Annotated in this window: 22 protein-coding genes and 2 pseudogenes; 13 read left to right on the plus strand and 11 right to left on the minus strand. The window is 70.3% G+C overall.

Going from position 1 to position 22310, the window contains the following annotated elements:
- Window position 1 precedes the first annotated feature (1 nt).
- From JF781_RS10375 to JF781_RS10385, 3 genes are read right to left on the minus strand one after another with little or no spacing between them, the layout of a single operon-like run.
- Window positions 2-856, minus strand: coding sequence for a hypothetical protein (locus tag JF781_RS10375; protein WP_225328391.1), 855 nt, complete (start codon window positions 854-856; stop codon window positions 2-4).
- A 10-nt stretch (window positions 857-866) separates the two neighbouring features.
- Window positions 867-1385, minus strand: coding sequence for a mycothiol transferase (locus tag JF781_RS10380; RefSeq protein WP_225328392.1), 519 nt, complete (start codon window positions 1383-1385; stop codon window positions 867-869).
- Window positions 1386-1395: 10 nt separating this feature from the next.
- A complete protein-coding gene (locus JF781_RS10385; RefSeq protein ID WP_225328393.1) occupies window positions 1396-1767 on the minus strand; it encodes a VOC family protein in 372 nt (123 codons plus the stop codon).
- Window positions 1768-1814: 47 nt separating this feature from the next.
- On the opposite strand from JF781_RS10385, the gene JF781_RS10390 reads away from it, so the two are divergent.
- The 4 genes and pseudogenes from JF781_RS10390 to JF781_RS10405 all read left to right on the plus strand — a co-directional run bounded on the left by JF781_RS10390 (window position 1815) and on the right by JF781_RS10405 (window position 5251).
- Window positions 1815-3545, plus strand: coding sequence for an amidohydrolase family protein (locus JF781_RS10390; protein WP_225328394.1), 1731 nt, complete (start codon window positions 1815-1817; stop codon window positions 3543-3545).
- Between the two features lie 39 nt (window positions 3546-3584).
- Window positions 3585-4121, plus strand: a pseudogene (locus tag JF781_RS10395) (PPE family protein); the annotation flags it as partial.
- 146 nt (window positions 4122-4267) lie between these two features.
- Window positions 4268-4672 (plus strand): pyridoxamine 5'-phosphate oxidase family protein, encoded by a 405-nt coding sequence (locus tag JF781_RS10400; protein ID WP_225328395.1) that lies wholly within the window; start codon window positions 4268-4270, stop codon window positions 4670-4672.
- Between the two features lie 18 nt (window positions 4673-4690).
- A complete protein-coding gene (locus tag JF781_RS10405; RefSeq protein ID WP_225328396.1) occupies window positions 4691-5251 on the plus strand; it encodes a carboxymuconolactone decarboxylase family protein in 561 nt (186 codons plus the stop codon).
- Here the strand turns inward: JF781_RS10405 and JF781_RS10410 are convergent.
- The 3 genes from JF781_RS10410 to JF781_RS10420 form a co-directional block, all read right to left on the minus strand.
- Entirely contained in the window at window positions 5240-6064 is an 825-nt protein-coding gene (locus JF781_RS10410; RefSeq protein WP_225328397.1) for an SDR family oxidoreductase, read from the minus strand. The genes JF781_RS10405 and JF781_RS10410 overlap by 12 nt on opposite strands.
- A 147-nt stretch (window positions 6065-6211) precedes the next feature.
- Entirely contained in the window at window positions 6212-7837 is a 1626-nt protein-coding gene (gene groL, locus JF781_RS10415; protein ID WP_225328398.1) for a chaperonin GroEL, read from the minus strand.
- A 233-nt stretch (window positions 7838-8070) separates the two neighbouring features.
- Window positions 8071-8763, minus strand: a complete 693-nt coding sequence (locus JF781_RS10420) for a M24 family metallopeptidase (protein WP_225328399.1) — start codon at window positions 8761-8763, stop codon at window positions 8071-8073.
- 29 nt (window positions 8764-8792) lie between these two features.
- Here JF781_RS10420 and JF781_RS10425 point away from each other — a divergent pair, with 29 nt between their 5' ends.
- The 3 genes from JF781_RS10425 to glp are packed head-to-tail and all read left to right on the plus strand — an operon-like array spanning window position 8793 to window position 11481.
- A complete protein-coding gene (locus JF781_RS10425) occupies window positions 8793-9284 on the plus strand; it encodes a cupin domain-containing protein (protein WP_225328400.1) in 492 nt (163 codons plus the stop codon).
- Window positions 9285-9305: 21 nt separating this feature from the next.
- On the plus strand, window positions 9306-10256 hold the full coding sequence (locus JF781_RS10430; protein WP_225328401.1) for an SDR family NAD(P)-dependent oxidoreductase: 951 nt from the start codon (window positions 9306-9308) through the stop codon (window positions 10254-10256).
- Between the two features lie 19 nt (window positions 10257-10275).
- Window positions 10276-11481, plus strand: a complete 1206-nt coding sequence (gene glp / locus JF781_RS10435; protein ID WP_225328402.1) for a gephyrin-like molybdotransferase Glp — start codon at window positions 10276-10278, stop codon at window positions 11479-11481.
- On the opposite strand, the gene JF781_RS10440 is transcribed toward glp, so the two are convergent.
- The gene (locus tag JF781_RS10440; RefSeq protein ID WP_225328403.1) at window positions 11478-12692 is read right to left on the minus strand and encodes an MFS transporter; all 1215 of its coding nucleotides are present in this window, start codon (window positions 12690-12692) and stop codon (window positions 11478-11480) included. The genes glp and JF781_RS10440 overlap by 4 nt on opposite strands.
- 65 nt (window positions 12693-12757) lie before the next feature.
- Between JF781_RS10440 and JF781_RS10445 the strand changes: the two genes are divergently transcribed.
- From JF781_RS10445 to JF781_RS10455, 3 genes are read left to right on the plus strand one after another with little or no spacing between them, the layout of a single operon-like run.
- On the plus strand, window positions 12758-13480 hold the full coding sequence (locus JF781_RS10445; RefSeq protein ID WP_225328404.1) for a phosphatidylserine decarboxylase: 723 nt from the start codon (window positions 12758-12760) through the stop codon (window positions 13478-13480).
- Window positions 13477-14337: a CDP-diacylglycerol--serine O-phosphatidyltransferase gene (gene pssA, locus JF781_RS10450; protein ID WP_225328405.1), complete on the plus strand. Its 861-nt coding sequence runs from the start codon at window positions 13477-13479 to the stop codon at window positions 14335-14337. The genes JF781_RS10445 and pssA overlap by 4 nt, the downstream gene beginning before the upstream one ends.
- 56 nt (window positions 14338-14393) lie before the next feature.
- On the plus strand, window positions 14394-16565 hold the full coding sequence (locus tag JF781_RS10455) for an AAA family ATPase (RefSeq protein ID WP_225328432.1): 2172 nt from the start codon (window positions 14394-14396) through the stop codon (window positions 16563-16565).
- Here the strand turns inward: JF781_RS10455 and JF781_RS10460 are convergent.
- Entirely contained in the window at window positions 16539-17135 is a 597-nt protein-coding gene (locus JF781_RS10460) for a TetR/AcrR family transcriptional regulator (RefSeq protein WP_225341163.1), read from the minus strand. The two genes, JF781_RS10455 and JF781_RS10460, sit on opposite strands and share 27 nt — an antisense overlap.
- 21 nt (window positions 17136-17156) lie before the next feature.
- On the opposite strand from JF781_RS10460, the gene JF781_RS10465 reads away from it, so the two are divergent.
- Both JF781_RS10465 and JF781_RS10470 read left to right on the plus strand, forming a co-directional pair.
- Complete coding sequence (locus tag JF781_RS10465) at window positions 17157-17546, plus strand: hypothetical protein (RefSeq protein ID WP_225328407.1); 390 nt, start codon at window positions 17157-17159, stop codon at window positions 17544-17546.
- Entirely contained in the window at window positions 17546-18106 is a 561-nt protein-coding gene (locus tag JF781_RS10470) for a hypothetical protein (RefSeq protein ID WP_225328408.1), read from the plus strand. The genes JF781_RS10465 and JF781_RS10470 overlap by 1 nt, the downstream gene beginning before the upstream one ends.
- On the opposite strand, the gene JF781_RS10475 is transcribed toward JF781_RS10470, so the two are convergent.
- A complete protein-coding gene (locus tag JF781_RS10475) occupies window positions 18048-19424 on the minus strand; it encodes a tetratricopeptide repeat protein (protein ID WP_225328409.1) in 1377 nt (458 codons plus the stop codon). The genes JF781_RS10470 and JF781_RS10475 overlap by 59 nt on opposite strands.
- A gap of 109 nt (window positions 19425-19533) precedes the next feature.
- On the opposite strand from JF781_RS10475, the gene JF781_RS10480 reads away from it, so the two are divergent.
- Window positions 19534-20454 (plus strand): SDR family NAD(P)-dependent oxidoreductase, encoded by a 921-nt coding sequence (locus tag JF781_RS10480; protein WP_225328410.1) that lies wholly within the window; start codon window positions 19534-19536, stop codon window positions 20452-20454.
- Between the two features lie 5 nt (window positions 20455-20459).
- On the opposite strand, the pseudogene JF781_RS10485 reads toward JF781_RS10480, so the two are convergent.
- Together JF781_RS10485 and JF781_RS10490 are read right to left on the minus strand one after the other, a co-directional pair.
- Window positions 20460-21278 (minus strand): annotated as a pseudogene (locus tag JF781_RS10485) (enoyl-CoA hydratase-related protein).
- On the minus strand, window positions 21275-22297 hold the full coding sequence (locus tag JF781_RS10490) for a TIGR03617 family F420-dependent LLM class oxidoreductase (protein ID WP_225328411.1): 1023 nt from the start codon (window positions 22295-22297) through the stop codon (window positions 21275-21277). Before JF781_RS10490 ends, JF781_RS10485 begins: the two are co-directional and overlap by 4 nt.
- Window positions 22298-22310: the final 13 nt, after the last annotated feature.

The following is a 22310-nucleotide window of genomic DNA, read 5'->3' on the forward strand; positions in this document are numbered from 1 at the left end:
CTCAGGATTTCTTCCAGAGGCTGCCCAGCATCGCGACGAGCATGCCCAGTCCCACCAGGGCGGCGCCCGCCAGCAACGTGACGTTGAGCCATTGGTGCAGACCGGCTTCGGCGTGTCCGACCATCACCTCGGCGACGCGCCGGATGTCGCCGGTGGTGCGGTTGAGCGCCTTGTCGATGTAGCGGCCGGCGACCTCAAGGCCGGCCCAGCCGGCCGCGCCGACGAGCAGGGCGGAAACCCCCAAGCTGCTCAGCGCCTTGCCGCGGCGGCGCGCAGCGGCCAGCGTGAGCAACGCGCACACGCCACACAACGCCGCCGCCCCCACGCTCACCCACGGGCCCCAGGTGGACAGTCCGCTCAGCCGCCCCTCGCGCATCGCTTGCGGCGCCGAAATCGTCAGCGGGACAGTCAGTTTCGCGGGAACGGTCACGTTGTATTGGTTCAGCAGCGGGCGGATCGAGTCATCCCTGAGCATCAGGGCCACGTCGACCGCCCATTGATTGCCGTCCCCGCCGGCCCCCGGGTCGCCGAACAGCCAACCGTGCGCCGCGCGGTTGGCCTGGGCGAACAGTGGCGGAAACGCCGGCCCGGCGGTGAAAGCGCTGGTGGCATCGTGCACGTCGGAACCGTCGACGGGATAGCGGCCCCCGCCGCGCTCGGCGGCCAGAGCCATTGCCCGCGTGGTCAGTTCGGCCGCCATGGCGGACTGCAGGGCCGGATCGGCCGCCGCCCCGCGCGCCATCGCGGCGTAGCCGTCGGCGTCGACGACATGCAGCTGGGTCCACGCCGCGGGGATCGTCACCGCCAGCGCGAGCGTGGTGATGAGCCACAACAGCACGCTCGCCGCGAATCGCACGCCTGCGAATCTACGCAATCCCCCGCACGTACGCGGCCTGCCCGAGATGCTGGGCGCAGTCGTCGATGATGCTCACCAGGCGCGCGCTCGCCGTCACCGGCGGATCCCAGTTGGTGTCCACGACGCGGGCCAACTCCTCGGCGGTCATGCCGGCGATGTAGTTGCACGTGAACTCGTGCACCGCGTGGTAGTAGCCGGACAGCAGGTCCGCGGGCGCCTTCACCTTGGCCACGTCGTCGGGCGAATGCCCGTAGCCCATGTCGTTCCGCGGCAGGTCGAGTCCGAACCGGTCCACCCAGCCGTCGCGCAGCCACACCTGCTCGACGCCAGCCACGTCGGCGAGCTGGATGTCCTGCACCCGCGCGCTGTGCCAGAGCAGCCAGGCGATGCTGTTGGCGTCCGGGGTCGGACGATAAGACGACACCTCCTCGGTCAGCCCGTCGGTGATCTCGTCGACGTGCTCGATCAACCGGGTGAACGCGTCGCGCAGGAGGACTCGGATTACGGCGGCATCGTCGGTGCTGGCCATACTCGCGACACTACGGGAGCGCCCCGTGGAAGACAGCCTCGACGTTGTTGCCGTCCGGGTCGCGCACGAACGCGCCGAAATAGCCGGGGTGGTATTCGGGCCACAGGCGCGGCGCGTGCAGCGGCTCGGCGCCCACCTCGACCGCCACCCGATAAAACTCGCGCACCGCGTCCTCGTCGGCGGCCTCGAACGCGAGGTGAACCTCCCGATTGGGGCCGGCCAGAGCGCCCGAGATCCAGAAGGTCGGTTTTCCCGCGCGCCCGTATCCGATGGCAGGGCCGACATCCAGCTGCCGCGAGAAGCCCAGCGTCCCCAGCACCGCGTCGTAGAACCGCTGCGATTTCGCGTAGTCGGCGCAGTTGATGCCCACGTGGTCGATCATGGGGAAGATCCTGGCACGACCCGCCGACACGGTCGTAGATTGTTTGAATGACTTACGACCTCATCATCCGCAACGGCACCATCGTCGACGGGCTGGGGGGCGAGCCGTACGTGGGGGACGTGGCGGTGGCCGACAACGTCATCAAGGCGGTCGGCTCCCTGAACGGGGCCACGGGCGAGCGGGAGATCGACGCCACCGGGCTGCTGGTCACGCCCGGCTTCGTCGACCTGCACACCCACTACGACGGCCAGTCCATCTGGTCGGAGCGGCTCACCCCGTCGTCCGCGCACGGGGTGACGACGGTGGTGATGGGCAACTGCGGGGTCGGCTTCGCCCCGTGCCGCCAGGCCGACCACGACGTCCTCGTCGACGTGATGGCCGGTGTCGAAGACATCCCCGGCGTGGTGATGACCGACGGCCTGCCGTGGACGTGGGAGACCTTCCCCGAATACCTGGACGCGCTCGACGCGGGCAGGCGCGACATCGATGTGGCCGCGTACCTGCCGCACTCGCCGTTGCGCGTGTACGTGATGGGGCAGCGCGGCGCCGACCGCGAACCGGCCACCGAGGACGACCTGGCCAAGATGAGGGCGCTTGCCAAGGAGGCGATCGAGGCCGGCGCGCTGGGCTTCGCGTCGTCGCGGTTGACCATCCACAAGACCGAAAGCGGTTCGCCCATACCGAGTTACGACGCCGCCCGCGAGGAGATCGAGGAGATCGCCCGCGGCGTCGTGGACGGCGGCGGCGGCCTGCTGCAGTTCGTCCCCGACATCCCGGCCGGCGGCTACCAGCCCGTGCTGCAGACGGTGTTCGATGTCGCCGAGGACGTCGGTCTGCCGCTCACCTTCACCCTGGTCGTCGGCAACTCCGGCGACCCGACGTGGCCGGACGCCATCACCATGATCGAGAAGGCCAACGCCGCCGGCGGTGATATCACCGCGCAGCTGTTGCCGCGTCCCATCGGGTTGATCATCGGGCTGCAATTGTCGGCGAACCCGTTCGTGCTCTACCCCAGCTATCGCGAGATCGCGCACCTGCCGCTGGCCGAGCGGGTCGCGCAGATGCGCAAGCCCGAGGTCCGCGCCCGCATCCTGGCCGACAAGCCCGGCCAGGGTCACCCGATCCTGTACGTCGCCCAGATGTGGGACTGGATCTACCCCCTCGGCGAGGACCCCGACTACGAGCCCGACCCGTCGACCAGCATCGGGGCCCGCGCCCGCGCCAAGGGGGTGGAGCCGATGGAGGAGGCCTACGACCGGCTGCTCGACGACGAAGGCCGGGCCATGCTGCTGGTCGCGACCAGCAACCTGCAGGGCAACTCGCTGGACACCGTCGGGGAGTTGCTGCACCGCGACGACGTGGTGCTGGGCCTCGGCGACGGCGGCGCGCACTACGGCATGATCTGCGACGCCAGCTACTCGACGTACTTCCTGACGCACTGGGCGCGGGACCGCAAGTCCGGGCGGTTCACGGTGCCCGAGGCGATTCGCGAACTCACCTCGGTGCCGGCGCGCGTCGCCGGGCTGAGTGATCGCGGCCGTATCGCCGTGGGCTACAAGGCCGATCTCAACGTCATCGACCACACCGCCCTGCGCCTGCACAAGCCGGTCCTCAGCTACGACCTGCCCGCCGGCGGGCGGCGCCTGGACCAGACCGCGGACGGGTACGTCGCCACGATCGTGTCCGGGCAAATCATCGCTGAACACGGCGTCCCCACCGCGGCGCGTCCGGGCAAGTTGGTGCGCGGCCGTCAGCCCAGTCCGGCGCCCTTGCAATAACGCCACCAAAAGTGGCATATACCAGCTAAGTTGGGTCCCGTGACGAACCCGCATTTTGCGTGGTTGCCGCCGGAAGTCAACTCGGCACTAATTTTCTCCGGTCCTGGTCCCGGGCCGCTGCTTGCTGCCGCGGCCGCGTGGGACGGGCTGGCCGAGGAGCTGGCGTCGTCGGCGTCGTCGTTTTCTTCGGTGACGTCAGATCTGGCCAGCGGGTCATGGCAGGGCGCTTCATCGGCCGCCATGATGACCGTGGCCAGCCAGTATGTGAGTTGGCTTTCCGCGGCGGCCGCGCAGGCGGAAGAGGTGTCCCACCAGGCCTCGGCCATCGCGACCGCGTTCGAGGTGGCGCTCGCGGCCACGGTGCAGCCCGCGGTGGTGGCGGCCAACCGGGCCTTGGTGTCGGCGTTGGCGGCCAACAATCATCTGGGCCAGAACACCCCGGCGATCGCCGACATCGAGGCGGCCTACGACCAGATGTGGGCCTCGGACGTGGCGGCGATGTTCGGGTATCACGCCGACGCGTCGGCCGCCGTGGCCAAGCTGCCACCCTGGAACGAGGTACTGCAAAACCTCGGCTTTTCCAACACCAGCACCGCCGTCACGCGCCCGGCCACGTCCGGCGCCGTCGCCCGCGGCTACACGTCGCGCATCGCCGGGTTCCTCACGCCCCCGGCGCCGCAGTAGCGCGGGACCGCACCGGTTCGCGCCTATCCTGGAACATCATGCGTAGCAAGAAGAAGGTCGATTTCGCGGCGCTGGCCGACGCGCTCCCCGATTACCCGTACGCGTACCTGATCACGGTCGACGACGACTACCGCTCGCACACCGTGACGGTCGAACCCGAGTTGCGCGGGGAGACCCTCGAGGTCGGTCTCATCGGCGGCCGCACGCAGCAGAACCTGGCCCGGCGCCGCGACGTCACCCTGCTGTGGCCCCCCGCCGAGCCCGGCGGCTACTCGCTGATCGTCGACGGCGCGGCCGAGGTGTCCGGTGAAAACCGAGCCGGCGACGCCGTCCGGCTCACGGTCGCGCCCACGCGCGCGCTGCTGCACCGCGACGCCGACTCCCCCGATGCGGCCAAGGGCTGCCTGCACGACTGCGTCGTGTTCTCGCTGCCCTCGGCCTGACGTCGTACAGTCTCATCCGTGAGCCGCATCGCACCCCTCGCCCCGCCGTGGAGCGAAGAGGACGCCGCCGGCATCAACAGCTGGGGCCACCCGGACCGCACCTACGAGCCGCTGCTGTTGGTGCGTTGCCTGCAGCGCCATCCGGCGCTGGCCTCCCGCCTCCGCAAGCTTGGCGAATCCCTTTACACCGCAGCGCTTTTGCCGCCCCGGACGCGGACGATCGCCATCCTTCGCATCTGCGCGCTGCTGGGCTGCGCCTACGAGTGGGGCGGCCAGGCCGCCTTCTGGGGCCCGATCGCCGGTGTCAGCGACGACGAGTGCGACGCGCTGGTCTTAGCAGGCCCCGATGACCCGCGGTGGGGCGCGGCCGAGCGGACGCTGATCGCGGCGGTCGACGAGTGCGAGCGCACCGGCTCGTGGTCGGAGGAGACGTGGGAAGCGCTGGGCGGCTTTCTCGATGACGAGCAGCGGATCGAATTGCTCACGGCCGTCGGCTGGTACCGCACGATCTGCACGCTGTGCAATGCGCTCGCCCTTCCGGTGGAGGGCTGGATGCGGCGCTGGCCGCTAGCCGACTGAGCGGTCCCTGCGCAGGCTCGGATGCTGGTTCTTCAAGAGCGGCAACAACATCCGCCGCGGCATGAACTGAAACAGGCGGGTGCTGATCTGGCTCGGCAGCCCGGGGATCACGGTTCCGCGGTCGTGGTCCAGCGCGTCGATTCCGGCGCGGGCCACCTCACGCGAGGGCTTCCACATGAACTTCGGGAACGCGTCCGCGAAGTCCCGCTCGTCCATGCCGGCGCTCTTCACGAATTCGGTGCGCACCGGCCCAGGGCACAGCACCGCGACGGTGACGCCGGTGCCGGCGAGTTCGCCGCGCAGCCCCTGGGTGTAGTTGTTGACGAACGCCTTGGTGGCCGCGTACCCGACCTGTCCCGGGAAGGGTTGGTAGCCCGCGGTGGAGCCGACGTTGAGGATCGCGCCGCGGCCGCGCGGCACCATCTGCTGGACCGCCCGCGTCGTCAGGTCGATGACGGCCTCGACATTGACCCGCACCTGCGCGATCTCGTCGGCGACGGGAATTTTCGTCACCGAGCCCATGGTGCCGATGCCGGCATTGTTGACCAGGATGTCGACGGTGAGCCCGCGGCGCGCGACCTCGTCGAACAGGCCGGCGCGGGCGGTGGCGTCCGCGACGTCGCAGGCGATCACCTCGACGCGGACGCGGCCGGCGAGTTCGTCGGCCAAGGTCCGCAGCCGCTCCTCGCGGCGGGCGACGAGCGTCACGCCGTGGCCGCGGTCGGCCAGCTCGCGCGCGATGTCGGCGCCGATGCCCGACGAGGCGCCGGTCACGACGGCGGTGCTGGTGGGTGAGGGAGTCGGAAGCGCCACGCGTTCACCCTAGAGCGCCGAGTGTGAAGCCTGCGCGCCGAGCGTGAAACCAGGGCGGAAAAATCGCGAAATTCCCGCCGTGAGTTCACGCTCGGCGCGCACGAAAAAGCCCGGCCCCCAACGGGACCGGGCTTTTTCGTTGACTTCTTAGAAGTCCATACCGCCCATGCCACCGGTCGGGTCGCCGGCAGGTGCGGCGGCCTTCTCCGGCTTGTCAGCGACGACGGCCTCGGTGGTCAGGAACAACCCCGCGATGGACGCCGCGTTCTGCAGCGCCGAACGGGTCACCTTCACCGGGTCGGCGACGCCGGCCTTGAGCAGGTCCTCGTACTCACCGGTGGCGGCGTTCAGGCCGGTACCGGGGGGCGAGTTGCGGACCTTCTCGGCCACCACGCCAGGCTCCAGACCACCGTTGAAGGCGATCTGCTTCAGCGGAGCCTCGAGCGCCACGCGGACGATGTTGGCGCCGGTCGCCTCGTCACCGGTGAGCTTCAGCTCGTCCAGCGACGGGGTGGCGTGCAGCAGGGCCACGCCACCACCGGCGACGATGCCCTCCTCGACGGCCGCCTTGGCGTTGCGCACGGCGTCCTCGATGCGGTGCTTGCGCTCCTTGAGCTCGACCTCGGTCGCGGCCCCGGCCTTGATCACCGCAACACCGCCGGCCAGCTTGGCCAGGCGCTCCTGCAGCTTCTCGCGGTCGTAGTCGGAGTCGCTGTTCTCGATCTCGCTGCGGATCTGGGCCACCCGGCCGGCGATGGCGTCGGAGTCACCGGCGCCCTCGACGATGGTGGTCTCGTCCTTGGTGACGACGACCTTGCGGGCCTTACCCAGCAGGGCGACGTCGGCGCTCTCGAGCGACAGGCCGACCTCTTCGCTGATGACCTGACCACCGGTGAGGATGGCCATGTCCTGCAGCATCGCCTTGCGGCGGTCACCGAAGCCGGGGGCCTTGACGGCCACCGACTTGAAGGTGCCGCGGATCTTGTTGACGACCAGGGTGCTCAGAGCCTCGCCCTCGACGTCCTCGGCGATGATCAGCAGCGGCTTGCCGGCCTGGATGACCTTCTCCAGCAGCGGGAGCAGGTCCTTGACGGTCGACACCTTGGAGCTGACCAGCAGGATGAAGGGGTCCTCGAGGACCGCTTCCTGACGCTCGGCGTCGGTGACGAAGTAACCCGAGATGTAGCCCTTGTCGAACCGCATGCCCTCGGTGAGCTCGAGCTGCAGGCCGAAGGTGTTGGACTCCTCGACGGTGATGACGCCCTCGTTGCCGACCTTGTCCATCGCCTCGGCGATCAGGTCACCGATCGACTGGTCGCCCGCCGAAATCGCCGCGGTGGCAGCGATCTGGTCCTTGGTCTCGACCTCCTTGGCCGACTTGAGCAGGGTCTCGGTGACCTTCTCGACGGCCTTCTCGATGCCGCGCTTGAGACCCAGCGGGTTGGCGCCGGCGGCGACGTTACGCAGGCCCTCGCGGACCAACGCCTGCGCCAGCACCGTGGCCGTCGTCGTGCCGTCACCGGCAACGTCGTCGGTCTTCTTGGCGACTTCCTTGACCAGCTCGGCGCCGATCTTCTCGTACGGGTCCTCCAGCTCGATCTCCTTGGCGATGGACACACCATCGTTGGTGATCGTGGGGGCACCCCACTTCTTCTCCAGGACGACGTTGCGACCCTTGGGGCCCAACGTCACCTTTACCGCGTCGGCGAGGGCGTTGAGCCCCCGCTCGAGGCCGCGACGGGCCTCTTCGTCGTACGCAATTGTCTTGGCCATTGCGAAGTGATTCCTCCGAAATATGGGGTGACACACGGGGCGACCGTTTGTCGGGTCGCCCCATTGGACGCTGTGGCCGGGTGCAGTGCCCGCGACGGACGGCTCTGGGTGTCCCCGCTGACGCGGCCCAGGCCTCACCGTCCCGACCTAGCACTCACTGGTCGCGAGTGCCAAGTCATTCTTAGCACTCGCCTATGCCGAGTGCAAGAAGAAGGCCCGGGGAAGCGGCCCGCTCAGGGCAGGTCGAGCAGCTGCTCGTAGAAGCCGCCGAAGCCGCGCGGGCGGTCGACGAGATGGATCTCGAGAATCCAGTGGCAGACGCGGCCGCGCGGGTCGGTGCGGCGCATCCGCTTGTCCGAGCCGGGCATGATGTACCACTCGATGCCGGGGCCGGCGATCTTCTTGTGCGGGAACTCCCCCACCAGGTGACCGGCGATGCGGCTGGCCCATTCGAAGCCCTCCGCGCGGGCCACCCCGACCACGACGTCGAACAGCTCGGCGCCGGTGACGTCGGGATGGCCGGCGAAGTAGTCGCGCCCGGCCTGCCACACCCGGGGCAGCGCATCACGGACGGACTTCTTGTGCGGGTCGTCGCCCAGCAGGAAGGTCCGGCCGAAGTCGGCCTCCCACTCCTCGAAGATGGGCCCCAGGTCCAGGAAGACGATGTCGTCGTCGACGATCAGCCTGTCCGGCGGACGCTCGTGGAACGGTTGCAGCGTGTTCTCCCCGGCGCGCACGATCCGCCGATGCCAGTGCCGGGTCACGCCGAACATCTCGCCGGCGAGATCGTGGATCTCGTCGGAGAGCTGCTTCTCCCCGATCCCGGGGCGGATCATGGCCCGCCGCTCGATCTCGTCGAACAGTTGCGCCGCCTTGCACTCGGCGTCCAGCAGCCGTTGCACGCGCACTTCTTCCGCGGCCTCCATTACGGCGATGCTATGCGCACACTGGAACCATGTCCCTCGTCGTGCCGCCCTACCCGCCGGCCCGCTACACCCAGCAAGAGCCGGAGATCAGCGCCTGGCTCAAGCGAGCCGACGAACCCCCCGACTACGAGACCTCCGGGGTCGCCTACCACTACCTGGCCAACCAACGAGACACCGCCGGCGACTACGGGCTGTACCGGGTCGACATCGCCCCGGCCGGCGGCGGACCCCCGGCCCACTTCCACCGGGCCATGTCGGAGGCCTTCTTCGTGCTCTCCGGGACGATGAAGCTCTACGACGGCACCGAGTGGACCGACGGACACCAGGGCGACTTCCTCTACGTCCCGCCCGGCGGCGTCCACGGTTTCCGCAACGAGGCCGACGAGCCGGCGTCGATCCTCATGCTGTTCGCGCCCGGCGCTCCCCGCGAGGCCTACTTCGAAGGGTTCGCGGCGCTGGCCGACATGACCGACGAGGAACGCCGGGAGTGGTTCGTCCGCCACGACAACTACTGGGTCTGACTCGTGAGTATGTTTTGGGCCATGGCTTCCAACGACAAAGACAACCGCGCCTGGTCGGAGGGTGACGTCCCGGATCAGAGCGGCCGCGTCGTCGTCATCACCGGCGCCAACACCGGCATCGGGTATGAGGCGGCCGCCGTGCTGGCCCACCGCGGTGCGCACGTCGTGCTCGCGGTGCGCAACCTCGAGAAGGGCAACGCGGCGCTGTCGCGCATCGTCGCCGCCGGGGGCCAAGGCGACCGGAAAGTCGATGTCACGCTGCAGCAGCTGGATCTGACGTCGCTGGACGCGGTGCGGTCGGCCGCCGACGCGCTGCGCGCGGCGTACCCGCGCATCGATCTGCTGATCAACAACGCGGGCGTGATGTGGACGCCCAAGCAGGTCACCGCGGACGGATTCGAATTGCAGTTCGGCACCAACCATCTGGGCCACTTCGCGCTGACCGGGTTGCTGCTCGACCACCTGCTCGCCGTGCCGGACTCGCGGGTGGTGACCATCAGCAGCCTGGGTCACCGGCTGCGGGCCGCGATCCACTTCGACGACCTGCAGTGGGAACGCCGGTACGACCGGATCGCCGCGTACGGGCAATCCAAGCTGGCCAACCTGCTGTTCACCTACGAGCTGCAGCGCCGGCTGGCGGCCACGCCCGACGCGAAGACCATCGCCGTCGCCGCGCACCCCGGCGGCTCCAACACCGAGCTGACCCGCAACCTGCCGGCGATCGTGCGGCCCGCCGCGGCGGCGCTGGGCCCGGTGCTGTTCCAGAGCGCGGCCATGGGTGCGCTGCCGACGCTGCGGGCCGCCACCGATCCGGCCGTCCAGGGCGGACAGTACTTCGGCCCCGACGGCTTCCTCGAGCAGCGCGGCCACCCGAAGCTGGTCAAGTCCAGCGCCCAGTCCCACGACCCCGAACTGCAACGCCGGCTGTGGGCCGTCTCCGAAGAACTCACCGGCGTCAGCTTCCCGGTCTGACGCGCGGATAATGGCCCCGATGCGATCAGTCGCGGAACATCAGCGTGTCGTCACCGATTTGATCCGTTCCCGGCCGCCGGCTTCGGTCGCGCTGGCCGACGCCCAGGGTCTGGTGCTGGCCGAGGACGTGGTGGCCCGGCTGGCGCTGCCGGTCTTCGACAACTCCGCGATGGACGGGTACGCGGTGCGCGCCGAGGACACGTCGTCCGCCACGCCGGAAAACCCGGTGGTGTTGCCGGTCGCCGAGGACATTCCGGCCGGGCGCACCGACGAACTGACGCTGCAACCCGGTACGGCACACCGGATCATGACGGGCGCCCCGCTGCCGGAGGGGGCGACGGCGATCGTCCCGGTCGAGGCCACCGACGGCGGGGTGGACGTCGTGTCGATCCGCGAACCCCGCGAGGCCGGCAAGCACATCCGGCGGGCGGGTGAGGACGTCGCCCCCGGCACCACCGTGTTGCGCCGGGGCCAGGTCGTGACGCCGGCCGTGCTCGGGTTGGCCGCGGCGCTGGGGATCGCAGAGTTGCCGGCGATCCCGCGCCAGCGGGTGCTGGTGATCTCGACCGGATCGGAGCTGGTGACGCCGGGCACCGCGCTGCGGCCGGGGCAGATCTACGAGTCCAACTCGATCATGCTGGCAGGGGCGGTTCGGGACGCGGGCGCCGAACTGGTCGCCGTCGCGACCGCCGAAGACGATGTGGCCCAATTCAGTTCGATCATCGACCGGTACGCGGCCGACTCCGACCTGATCATCACCAGCGGCGGCGTCAGCGCCGGCGCCTACGAGGTGGTCAAGGACGCCTTCGGGCGCGAGGGCGACCAGGGCGTGGAATTCGTCAAGGTGGCCATGCAGCCCGGCATGCCGCAGGGCGTGGGCCGGGTGGCCGGCGCGACGATCGTCACGCTGCCCGGCAACCCGGTCAGCGCGCTGGTGTCCTTTGAGGTGTTCATCCGGCCCGCGCTGCGCACGGCGATGGGCCTGCCGGACCCGGAACGCCCGCACCGGTCCGCCGTCCTCGCCGAGTCGCTGACCTCGCCGCGGGGCAAGCGGCAGTTCCGGCGCGCGGTGCTCAGCGACGACGCCAGCTGGGTCACCAGTTACGGCCCGCCGGCATCGCACCACCTGCGCTGGCTGGCGTCGGCGAACGGGCTGCTCGATATCCCGGAAGACGTCGTCGAGGTGCCCGAGGGAACCCGGCTGCAGGTCTGGGATCTGCGCTAGCCCGCGGGCGTGGCCACGTCCCGGTGGAATTCGTCGGCCTTGTCGAACGCCGGGGTGTAGCGGATCGCGATGGCGACGATCGACATCATCACCGGGATGGTGACCAGCGCCGCCGACAGCCCCACCCAGCCGGACAGGTGACCGATCAACGGCGGGCCGAGCAGGTAGCCCAGCCAACCGGTCGCCGCCACGATGGCGATCGCCGATCCCGCTTCGCTCGCGCCGTAGGCCGCGCTGAACGCGGTGGGCACCAGCAGCGCCACCCCGACGCCCAACGCGGCGAAACCCAGCACGCCGACGCCGGCGTTGGCGGTCGCCAGCGTCACGCCCATGCCCGCGACGGCCACCACCGCCAGGGCCGGAAGCAGCCGGCGACTGGGCACCCGCGCGTGCAGCCGGGGCGCGCCGAACCGGGTGATCACCATCGTCAGCGTGTAGGCCGCGTAGCTCAACGCGGCGACGCTCGGGCCGGCGCCGACGACGTTGCGCAGGTAGTTGGCCGACCAGTCGGTGGCCGCACCCTCGCACAGAAACGACGCGAACGAGATCGCGGCCAGGATCGCGACCGTCGGCGTCATCCAGGCCCGTCCGCCCCGGGTACGTCCCGGCGGCGCCCCAGCGTCATCGGCCGCATCGGGCATCAGGCGACGGGTGAGGGCCCCCACCACGACGAGCACGACCGCCCCGAGGACCGTCAGCTGCGCGGTCAGCCCGATGCCCGCGCCGACGCAGGCCGCGCCGACCACCGCCCCCACCAGCGTCCCGACGCTCCACATGCCGTGAAACCGCGCCATGATCGGCGCCCGGGCGGCCCGCTCGACCGTCGCGGCCTGGGTGTTCATCGCGACGTCCAACGCCCCCTGGAACGTCCCCCACAACGCCAGCGCCCCGAACAGCACGGGCCCGGACCTGGCCAGCCCCACCGTCGTCCCCGCGGCCGCATAGCCGGCGACCATGACCGGGATCAGCCGGTGGCTGCCCCAGCGGCGCAGCGCCCAGTGGCTTGCCAGCGTGGCCACGACCGATCCCAGCGGCGCGCCGAACAGCGCCGTTCCCAGCGCCGCGTCGGACAGTCCCAGCTCGGCCTTGACCCGCGGAATGTGGGCGGCCCACGACGAAAACACCAGACCGTGGGCGATGAATGCGGCGGTGACACCGCGTTTCGCCCGACGCACCGGCGTCGCCCACCGGTCGGCACTGTGCGGTTGCATGTCGAAGGTCAACGTTCCCTCTGCGGGCGTCCACGAATCAACCGCGGGCTCCGTAAGATGGCCGCGTGGCACGACGCCCCCGCACTATCGGCCCCACCGCTTCGGACCCGGGCTTCAGCCCCCAACACGCGCTGGAGCTGGTGCGCTCCGCCATTCCGCCGGTGCACCCGGCCGGACGCCCGTTCATCGGCGCCGGGCTGGCGCTGGCCCTGGCCGGCCGCCGTCACCGCTGGGTGCGACGGGCGGGCCTGCTGGCGGCGGGCGCCTGCGCGGGGTTCTTCCGCCACCCCCCACGGGTGCCGCCCACCCGGCCCGGGGCCGTCGTCGCCCCCGCCGACGGCGAGATCTGCGTGATCGACTTCGCCACGCCGCCCGCGGAACTGAGCATGGGCGACACCGCGCTACCGCGCATCAGCATCTTCCTTTCGCTGCTGGACGCCCATGTGCAGCGCGCACCGGTCAGTGGCGAGGTGGTCGCCGTGCAGCACCGGCCGGGCCGCTTCGGGTCGGCCGACCTGGCAGCCGCCAGCACCGAAAACGAACGCACCAGCCTGCGCATCCGCACCCCGAGCGGGGCCGACGTGGTCGCGGTGCAGGTCGCCGGGCTGCTGGCCCGGCGGATCATCTGCGACGCACACGTCGGGGACAAGGTGTCGATCGGCGACACCTACGGGCTGATCCGGTTCGGCTCCCGACTCGACACCTACCTGCCGGCCGGCTCCGAACCGCTGGTGAAAGTCGGCCAGCGCGCGATCGCCGGCGAGACCGTGTTGGCCGAGCTGCCATGATCAGCAAGCCGCGCGGACGGGCGGTCAATCTGCAGATCCTGCCCAGCGCGATGACGGTGCTGTCGGTGTGCGCGGGATTGACCTCGATCCGGTTCGCCCTCGAACACCAGCCCAAGGCCGCGATGGCGCTGATCGCGGCGGCGGCCATCCTGGACGGCCTAGACGGGCGGGTGGCCCGCATCCTGGACGCCCAGTCGCGGATGGGCGAGGAGATCGACTCGCTGGCCGACGCGGTGAACTTCGGCGTGACCCCCGCGATCGTGCTGTACGTGACGCTGCTGACCAACTCGCCGGCCGGCTGGGTGGTGATCCTGCTCTACGCCGTCTGCGTCGTGTTGCGGCTGGCGCGGTTCAACGCGCTGCAGGACGACGGCAGCCAGCCCGCCTACACGCACGAATTCTTCGTCGGCATGCCCGCGCCGGCCGGGGCGATCTCGATGATCGGCCTGATCGGGCTCAAGCTGCAGTTCGGTGACGGCTGGTGGACCTCGCCGCTGTTCCTGTGCATCTGGATCACCGGGACCTCGATCCTGATGGTCAGCAAGATCCCGATGCGCAAGATGCACGCGGTCGCGGTGCCGCCGAGTTGGGCCGCCCCACTGCTGGCGATCCTGGCGATCTGCGCGGCGGCGGCGGTGCTGGCGCCCTACGTGTTGATCTGGGTGATCATCATCGCCTACCTGTGCCACGTGCCGTTCGCCATCCGCAACCAGCGCTGGCTGGCCGCCCACCCCGAGGCATGGGACGACGAACCCAAGCAGCGTCGCGCCGCGCGCCGCGCGATCCGCCGGGCGCAGCCCAACCGCCGGTCGGTGGCGCGGCTGGGCCTGCGCAAGCCGGGCAGGCGCGTGCCGTGACGGCCGGCGGCTCCGGCGACGATGCGGGCCGCTCCGGGCCGCTGAGGAGCGGAGCCATCAATCCCGCGTCCCGTCAACTCACCTTGACGGCTCGGCTGAACACCTCGGCCGTCGACTCCCGCCGCGGCGTCGTCCGGCTGCATCCGAGTGCCGTTGCCGCACTGGGGATTCGGGAATGGGACGCCGTTTCGCTGATCGGCTCGCGGACCACGGCGGCGGTCGCGGGCCTCGCCGGCCCGGACACGCCGTTCGGCACCGCGCTGCTCGACGACGTGACGCTGTCGAACGCGGGGCTGCGGGAGGGGTCCGCGGTGGTCGTCGGCGCGGTCACGGTCTACGGCGCGCGGTCGGTGACGCTGTCCGGCTCGACGCTGGCCACCCAGTCGATCACGCCGGTCACGCTGCGCCAGGCCCTGCTCGGCAAGGTCGTCATGGTGGGCGACGCCGTGTCGTTGCTGCCCCGCGACCTGGGACCCGGCACGTCCACCTCGGCCGCCACCCGGGCGCTGGCCACGGCCGTGGGCATCAGCTGGACCTCGGAGCTGTTGACCGTCACGGGTGTCGACCCCGCGGGGCCGGTCAGCGTGCAGCCCAACTCGCTGGTCACCTGGGGCACCGGCGATGTCGCGGCCGGGGCGATGACGTCGTCGCGGATCTCGGTCGAAGTCGCCCGGCCGGAGATGGTCGTCGAGGAACTCAAAGGCACGCAGCCGCAGGCCGCCAAGCTCGTCGAATGGCTCAAGCTCGCGCTCGACGAACCGCACCTGCTCAAGACTTTGGGCGCCGGCACCAACCTCGGCGTGCTGGTGTCGGGCCCGGCCGGCGTGGGCAAGGTGACCCTGGTCCGCGCGGTCTGCGGTGACCGCAGGCTGGTCACGCTGGACGGCCCGGAGGCCGGCGCGCTGGCCGCCGAAGACCGGCTCAAGGCGGTGGCCTCCGCGGTGCAGACGGTGCGCGACGGCGGCGGCGTCCTGCTGATCACCGACGTCGACGCCCTCCTGCCGGCCGCCGCCGACCCGGTGGCCTCGTTGATCCTGGGCGAGCTGCGTACCGCGGTGGCCAGCGAGGGCGTCGCCCTGATCGCCACCTCCGCGCGGCCCGACCAGCTCGATGCCCGGCTGCGGGCCCCCGATCTGTGTGACCGCGAGCTGGGCCTGCCGCTGCCCGACGCCGCCACCCGCAAAGCGCTGCTGGAATCGCTGCTCAAGAACGTCCCCGCCGGTGGCCTGGATCTCGACGAGATCGCTTCGCGCACACCGGGTTTCGTTGTCGCCGACCTGGCCGCGCTGGTGCGGGAGGCGGCGCTGCGCGCGGCGTCGCGGGCCAGCGCCGACGGCCGTCCCCCCGAGCTCATCCAGGAGGACCTGGTCGGCGCGCTGACCGTCATCAGGCCGCTGTCCCGCTCGGGCAGCGAGGAAGTGAGCGTCGGCGACATCACCCTCGACGACGTCGGCGACATGGCCGAGGCCCGGCAAGCGCTGACCGAGGCCGTGTTGTGGCCGCTGCAGCATCCCGACACCTTCGCCCGGCTGGGCGTCGACCCACCACGCGGGGTGCTGCTGTACGGGCCGCCCGGCTGCGGCAAGACCTTCGTCGTGCGCGCGCTGGCCAGCACCGGACAGCTGTCCGTGCACGCCGTCAAGGGCTCCGAGCTGATGGACAAGTGGGTGGGCAGTTCGGAAAAGGCTGTGCGCGAACTGTTTCGGCGCGCCCGGGACTCGGCGCCCTCGCTGGTCTTCCTCGACGAGGTCGACGCGCTGGCGCCGCGGCGCGGGCAGAGCTTCGACTCGGGCGTCACCGATCGGGTGGTGGCCGCGCTGCTGACCGAGCTCGACGGCGTCGATCCGCTGCGCGACGTCGTCGTCCTGGGCGCCACCAACCGGCCGGATCTCATCGACCCCGCGCTGTTGCGCCCGGGCCGGCTGGAGCGGCTGGTCTTCGTCGAACCGCCCGACGCGGAGGCCCGCCGCGAAATCCTGCGCACCGCAGGCAAATCGGTTCCGCTGAGCGCCGACGTCGACCTCGACGAGGTGGCCGCCCGGCTCGACGGCTACAGCGCCGCCGATTGCGTGGCGCTGCTGCGGGAGGCCGCACTGACCGCCATGCGCCGATCCATCGACGCCACCGACGTGACGGCGGCCGACCTCGCGGCCGCGTGCGAAACCGTCCGTCCCTCTTTGGATCCCGCGCAGGTCGAGTCGCTAAGGGGTTTCGCCAAAGCTCTTTAGCACCGCCAACGCCGAGGCCGCGACGTCCTTTTCGAGCCACGACGGCATCGGATCGTCATGGGCGTGGCGCCGCACCACCGCGTAGGGCAGGTCGGCGACCGCGCGCGCGACGGCGTCGACGGAACGCGGCCTGGCGTTCCCGTACAGCTGCCGGGCCAACGCCGCGATCCGCTCGGTCAGCGGGGCGTTCATCGCGGCAAGCGTCTGCCGGAAGGCCGCGTCGGGTTCGTCGTCGAGCAGGTCGCCCGGCTGGATCGTCAACAACAGCCGGGCATCCTCGGGCAGGGCGCGCGCGAAGCCGACGGCGGCCACCGCCATCGCCACGGCAGTGTCCGCCGGGGTCTCCCCGTCGGCGGCCAGCGCCCGGGCCTGGAAGCGTTCCAGCGCGCGCAGCCACGCCGCCGTCAGGATGCCGTCGCGGTTCCCGAACCGGTGATACAGCGTGCCCGCGGGCGCACCACTGGTTTTCGCGATCGCCGCCACGCTGGCCGCGCGCGGTCCGCCGCCGAGCACCAGCGCCCGGGCGGCGTCGAGGATCACATCGGTTTCATGCTTCCGCGGAGGCGCCATGATCTAGTACAGTCCTTCTATATGGAACGGTTACCCTATATCGATGAGCATGCCATAACGATCGACGCACACCGCGCAGACACGTGGTCGGCGCTGCTGCGGGTGATGTGCCGCGACCCGCAAGACCCGACGACCGTGCCTGTCGGCTTCGTCCTGGACGAAGCGCGCGCACCGGCGCGGTTCGCACTGAAGGGCCGCCACTGGTTCGCGGTCTACCAGTGGGTGTTCGAGCTGGACGAGCTCGACGGACGCACCCGCCTGCGCGCGGCGACCTGGGCGGCCTTCCCGGGAATCCGCGGAAAGGCGTATCGGGCGCTCGTCATCGGCACCGGCGCGCACCGCGTCGCCGTAAGGTGGACGATGAAACGCGTTGCGGCGACGGTTCATTCACGCAAGGCGTCGATCTCGTGATGCCCGGCCTGACGTGGGGGGTCAGGCCCGGGGAGCGAACGACACCACTGCCTTGTGACGGCCTCCTGCCCTCGGCCGGCGTCCGGGCGGACCGCGCGATCAGCATCGCCGCGCCGCCGTCGATCGTGTTCGGTTGGCTGTGCCAGTTGCGCGTGGCGCCGTACAGCTACGACAGCCTGGATAACCTCGGCCGCCGCAGCCCACGCCGACGCGACCCGGAGCTGACGCGCCTCGAAGTCGGGCAGCGATTCATGACCATCTTTGTGTTGCGGTCGTTTCTCGACGGCCGGCAGATCACGTTGCGGTCCAAGGGTGTCGCCGTCACGTATGCGATCCGGCCCGACGGGCAGGGCTCGCGGCTGCATGCGCGCGTGTTGTTCGGCGGGCCTCGGCTGTTCGCTCACGCCCTGGCGCTGGGGGACCTGGTGATGATGCGCAAGCAGTTGCTCACCCTGAAGTCACTGGCCGAGATCGAAGCTGACCGCCGCCGGCTTCCCTCTCTCACACCAGCGCGCCCCCATCCCAGAACGGGCTCAACCCGCTCCAGACGCGGTTGGTGATGTGGGCGTCGAGGGTCCGCGTCGCATCGATGAGTGGGTGGTCCTCGCCGAGCACACGAACACCGTCATCGATGAGCTTTCGGGTACGCGCGGCGGCCGGGTCGAATTCGTGGCCGTTCCAGAGCCACCAGGCGAGGTAGTACCTCCATTGCAAGGTTTCGATGTGATCGTTCCCCAGCGTGCGGGCGCTGCGGGCGAGCGCCCGTTTCGCTTCCACCGCGTGTTCCATGAGATCTTCGCGCTCCGAGCGTTGTTCGTCGGCGTCTTCGGCGACTTTGGCCAGGGCCTCGTCGTCGAGATTGCCCGGGTTCATCCAGTCCCTGCCGGGCACGACATCGATGTCGCGGTCCTCGGACTCGGCGTCGACGAACAGATCGAAAGCAATGTTGCGCGTCTCGTTGACGCTGTCTTCCCATTCGGCGCGGGCTGCGCCGAGTTTCTCGCCGGCACCCATTGTCATTGGATGCTGTTCACCGAGAACACGCACGAGATCCTCAGCCAGGACCTCCCATTCGGAAATTCGCTCGATTTCGTCGGCCGTCTCCGGCGTCCATACAGCGCGGTTGTAGCGGGCGATCAGCGTGTGCTCGTGGTCGTGACCGAGCGTGTTTTGCAGCGCGACGATCAGCGCATCGAACTCGTTGAGGGTGTGAGCGTTGATACCCTCGGCCTCACCCAGCCACGTCAGCCGCGACAGTTGCGCGGCCAAGGTGTGGGGATGGTGTTCGCCGAGCAGTCGTCGGCGGTAGCCGACGACAATCAGCGCATCGGTGCTGGCGCCGAAGGGGTCCCCGAGGTCGTGGCGGGCCAGGGCCACCCCGTAGGCGGCGGACAAGGTTAATTCGTTACGGGGGCCGAAGACCCGTGTCTCGGCACCGCATAACTGCACCCAGCGCAGCAGCCGACCGGCGGGATCACCGCCGGCATCCTCGGCCGTGGCCAACGTGTGGGTAGCCCATAACGTGTCCGCGTGCTCGACGCCGAGTACCCGCGTCATCACCGGGACGAGCTCGCGCAGCTCATCGACGCTGCCCTCGTCCCCGCGGTGGTAGCGCCAGATCGCGACCAGTCCCGCCACGCCAAGGGTAAAGGGATGTTCGTCTCCGAGTGTTTCGCGCCTGACGGCCAGTACCTGGCTCGCGTCGTGGACGGCACCGAGGCTGTCCCCGGCGGTCCAGCGCGCCGACGCCAGCGCGAGCAGCGCGGTCAGGGTTGACTCGTGATGGGGCCCGAATGTGGCAAGCGCCGAGCGCCATTCCGTGTTGGCGCGTACCACGGGATCGCCCGCGTCGGCGGGTTGATCTGGGCCGTCAGACATGTGCACTCCTTTTCGTCATGCCAGTCTCCGGCTCCCGTGCCCGCGCCGCCAGTCACCGGCGGTTAAGATTTTGCAGCCGCGAACAAACCACGGCGATAGGTTGGTCCGCATGACCGAGCGTCCAACGGCCCTGCAGATCGTCGAGGGAATCGACCTGTCCGGCAAGACATGTGTGATCACCGGGGCGTCGTCGGGGCTGGGCCGCGAGTCGGCGCGGGCGCTGGCCGCCGCGGGGGCACACGTCATCCTGGCCGCCCGCAACCCCGACGCGCTGGCGGAGACCGCCCGGTGGATCGCGGCCGAGGTTCCGGCCGCCCGGACGTCGACGGTCTCGCTCGACCTCACCGACCTGTCCAGCGTGCGTGCGGCGGCCAGCGCGATCGCCGACATCACGCCGGTCGTCGACGTGTTGATGAACAACGCCGGCGTCATGTTCACGCGATTTGGCCGGACCCGGGACGGCTTCGAACTGCAAATCGGGACAAATCATTTCGGGCATTTCGAGCTCACCCGGCTGCTCGTCCCGCGCCTTGCCGCCGCCGGCGGCGCCCGGGTGGTGATCCTGTCCTCCGGCGGCCACGTGATGGGTGACGTCGACGTCGACGACCCCAACTGGGAGCGTCGCGAATACGACAAGTTCGCCGCCTACGGCGCCTCCAAGACGGCGAACGTCCTGCACGCGATCGAAGCCGACCGGCGCCTGCGCGACGCGGGAATCCGCGCCTACGCCGTGCATCCGGGCACCGTGGCCACCTCGCTCGCGCGGTACATGTCGCGCTCGGACTTCTCGCGGCTGCGCAGCCTCGTCGCCGAAACCCGCCGCGAACCCTCCGACGGCTTCCTCGATTTCGTCATGCCCGAACACGGCGCGGCGACGCAGGTATGGGCCGCGGTCAGCCCCGAGCTGGCCGGCCGGGGCGGCCTCTACCTGGAAGACTGCGGGATCGGGGAGGCCGCGCCCCACGCCCGCGACGGGCGGCGCGCGGCCGAACTGTGGGAACTCTCCGAAAGACTTTGCGCCGCACCGTGACTCGGTCACGGCTCGGGAAGCGGCAACCAATCCCGCGACAGCCGCGCGGTGAAATTCGGTGGGCGGCGCTCCAGGAAGGCGGCGACACCCTCGCCGGCGTCGGCGCCGCCCATCACCCGTTCGTGCAACCGGGTTTCCAGCGCGGCGACCTGCCGCGGCGTGTAGTGATGGATCGCGCTGTCCCACAGCAGGCGTTTACACAGCGCGGCCGACATCGGCGCCACGTTGACCGCGATGTCGCGGGCCACCGTCAGCGCGTGCTCGAGCACCCGCTCGGCGGGCAGGGCCCGCGTGGCGACCCCGAGCGTCACGGCCTCGGCCCCGCCGAACGTCCGCCCGGTGAGCAGGATGTCCGCGGCCACCCCCAGGGTGGTCAGCTGGGTAAGCGTCCAGTGCGCCATGCAGTCGGGGATCACGCCCCGGCGGACCTGCACCACACCGTATTTGGCGTCCTCGGCGACGACGCGGATGTCGGCCTGCAACGCGATGGTCAGCCCGATTCCGATGGCGTGCCCGTTGACCGCGGCGATCACCGGCTTACGCAATTCGAACGCGGCCGGGGTGATCGGCGATGCCGAGAACGTGCCGTCGGCGGCGGGGGCGTCGAACGGGGTTGCGCCACCTGAGAAGTCCGCGCCGGCGCAGAAGGCGCGTCCCGCTCCGGTCACCACGATGGCCCGCACGTCGTCGTCGCCGTCGCAATCCCGATAAGCCCGGCTCAGCAGCGCGCCCATCTCGGCGGTCTAGGCGTTGTGATGATCGGGCCGGTTGAGCGTGAGTATCGCCACGCCCGAGTCGATTTCGACCGTCAGGTCATCGCTCATGGCAGGGCCGGCGCCCGGTGCAGGGCGCCGATCAGGTCGGCGATGTCGGCGTCGCGCGGCGTGTAGCCGGGGAAGTAGCAGCACACCTCCCCGGCGTGCCGGCCGAACCGGACGGCGATCTGTTGTGCGCATTCCTCGGGCGTGCCGACGATCCCGATCCGGGCCACCATTTCGTCGCTGATCAGCCGGCGCATCTCGGCGAAGCGGCCCTGCTTGGACAGCGCGTTGAGCTCCGGCTGGACGTCGGCCCAGCCCTCGACCTGCAGCACGGGCAGGTAGGCCGGCGTCGACCCGTAGAAGGCGATGAGGGTCGCGACCCCGTTGACCGCGGCCGCCAGATCGGCCTCGTCGCGGCCGACGGCGACCATGGCCTGGGCGATGATGGTGAACTCGCCGGACTCCCGCCCCGAACGGCGCAGCCCCTCGCCGATCGCGGGAACGGTGCGTTCGGCGAAGTGGCGGGCGCTGTTGAACGGCATCACCAACAGACCGTCGGCGACCTCGGCCGCGGTGCGGGTCATCACCGGGCCCAGCGCGCCCAGCAGCACCGGCGGCGGGCCGAACGGGTTGGGGCCGGGGTTGAAGTTCGGCGCCATCACGGTGTGCGTGTAGAACTCGCCACGAAAGTCCAAGCGGCCCTGGCCCTCCCAGGCGTCGAAGATGGCCTTGATCGCCGCAATGGCCTCGGCCATCCGGGCCGCGGGACTGTCCCACTTACTGCCGTAACGCTTTTCGATGTGCACCTTGATCTGTGAGCCGAGGCCGAGGCGGAACCGCCCGCCGCTGTAGCACTGCAGATCGTAGGCGGCGTGCGCCAGGTGCAACGGGCTGCGCGGCGGGGCGATCGCCACGTTCGTCATCAGGTCCAGGCCGGTCGCGCCGGCGGCGAGGAGCAGCGGGAAGAAGACATCGTGCTGGCCTTCGAACGTGAACAGGCCATCCGCTCCCGTCGCGGCGATGTCGGCGGCGCTTGCCGCCGCGCCCGCCGGTGAACCGTCCACCTGGAGGTGAACCTTCATCGTATGCTCCTGT

It is taken from the genome of Mycobacterium sp. WUMAC-067 (assembly GCF_020217485.1).
In the GTDB taxonomy this organism is placed as follows: domain Bacteria; phylum Actinomycetota; class Actinomycetes; order Mycobacteriales; family Mycobacteriaceae; genus Mycobacterium.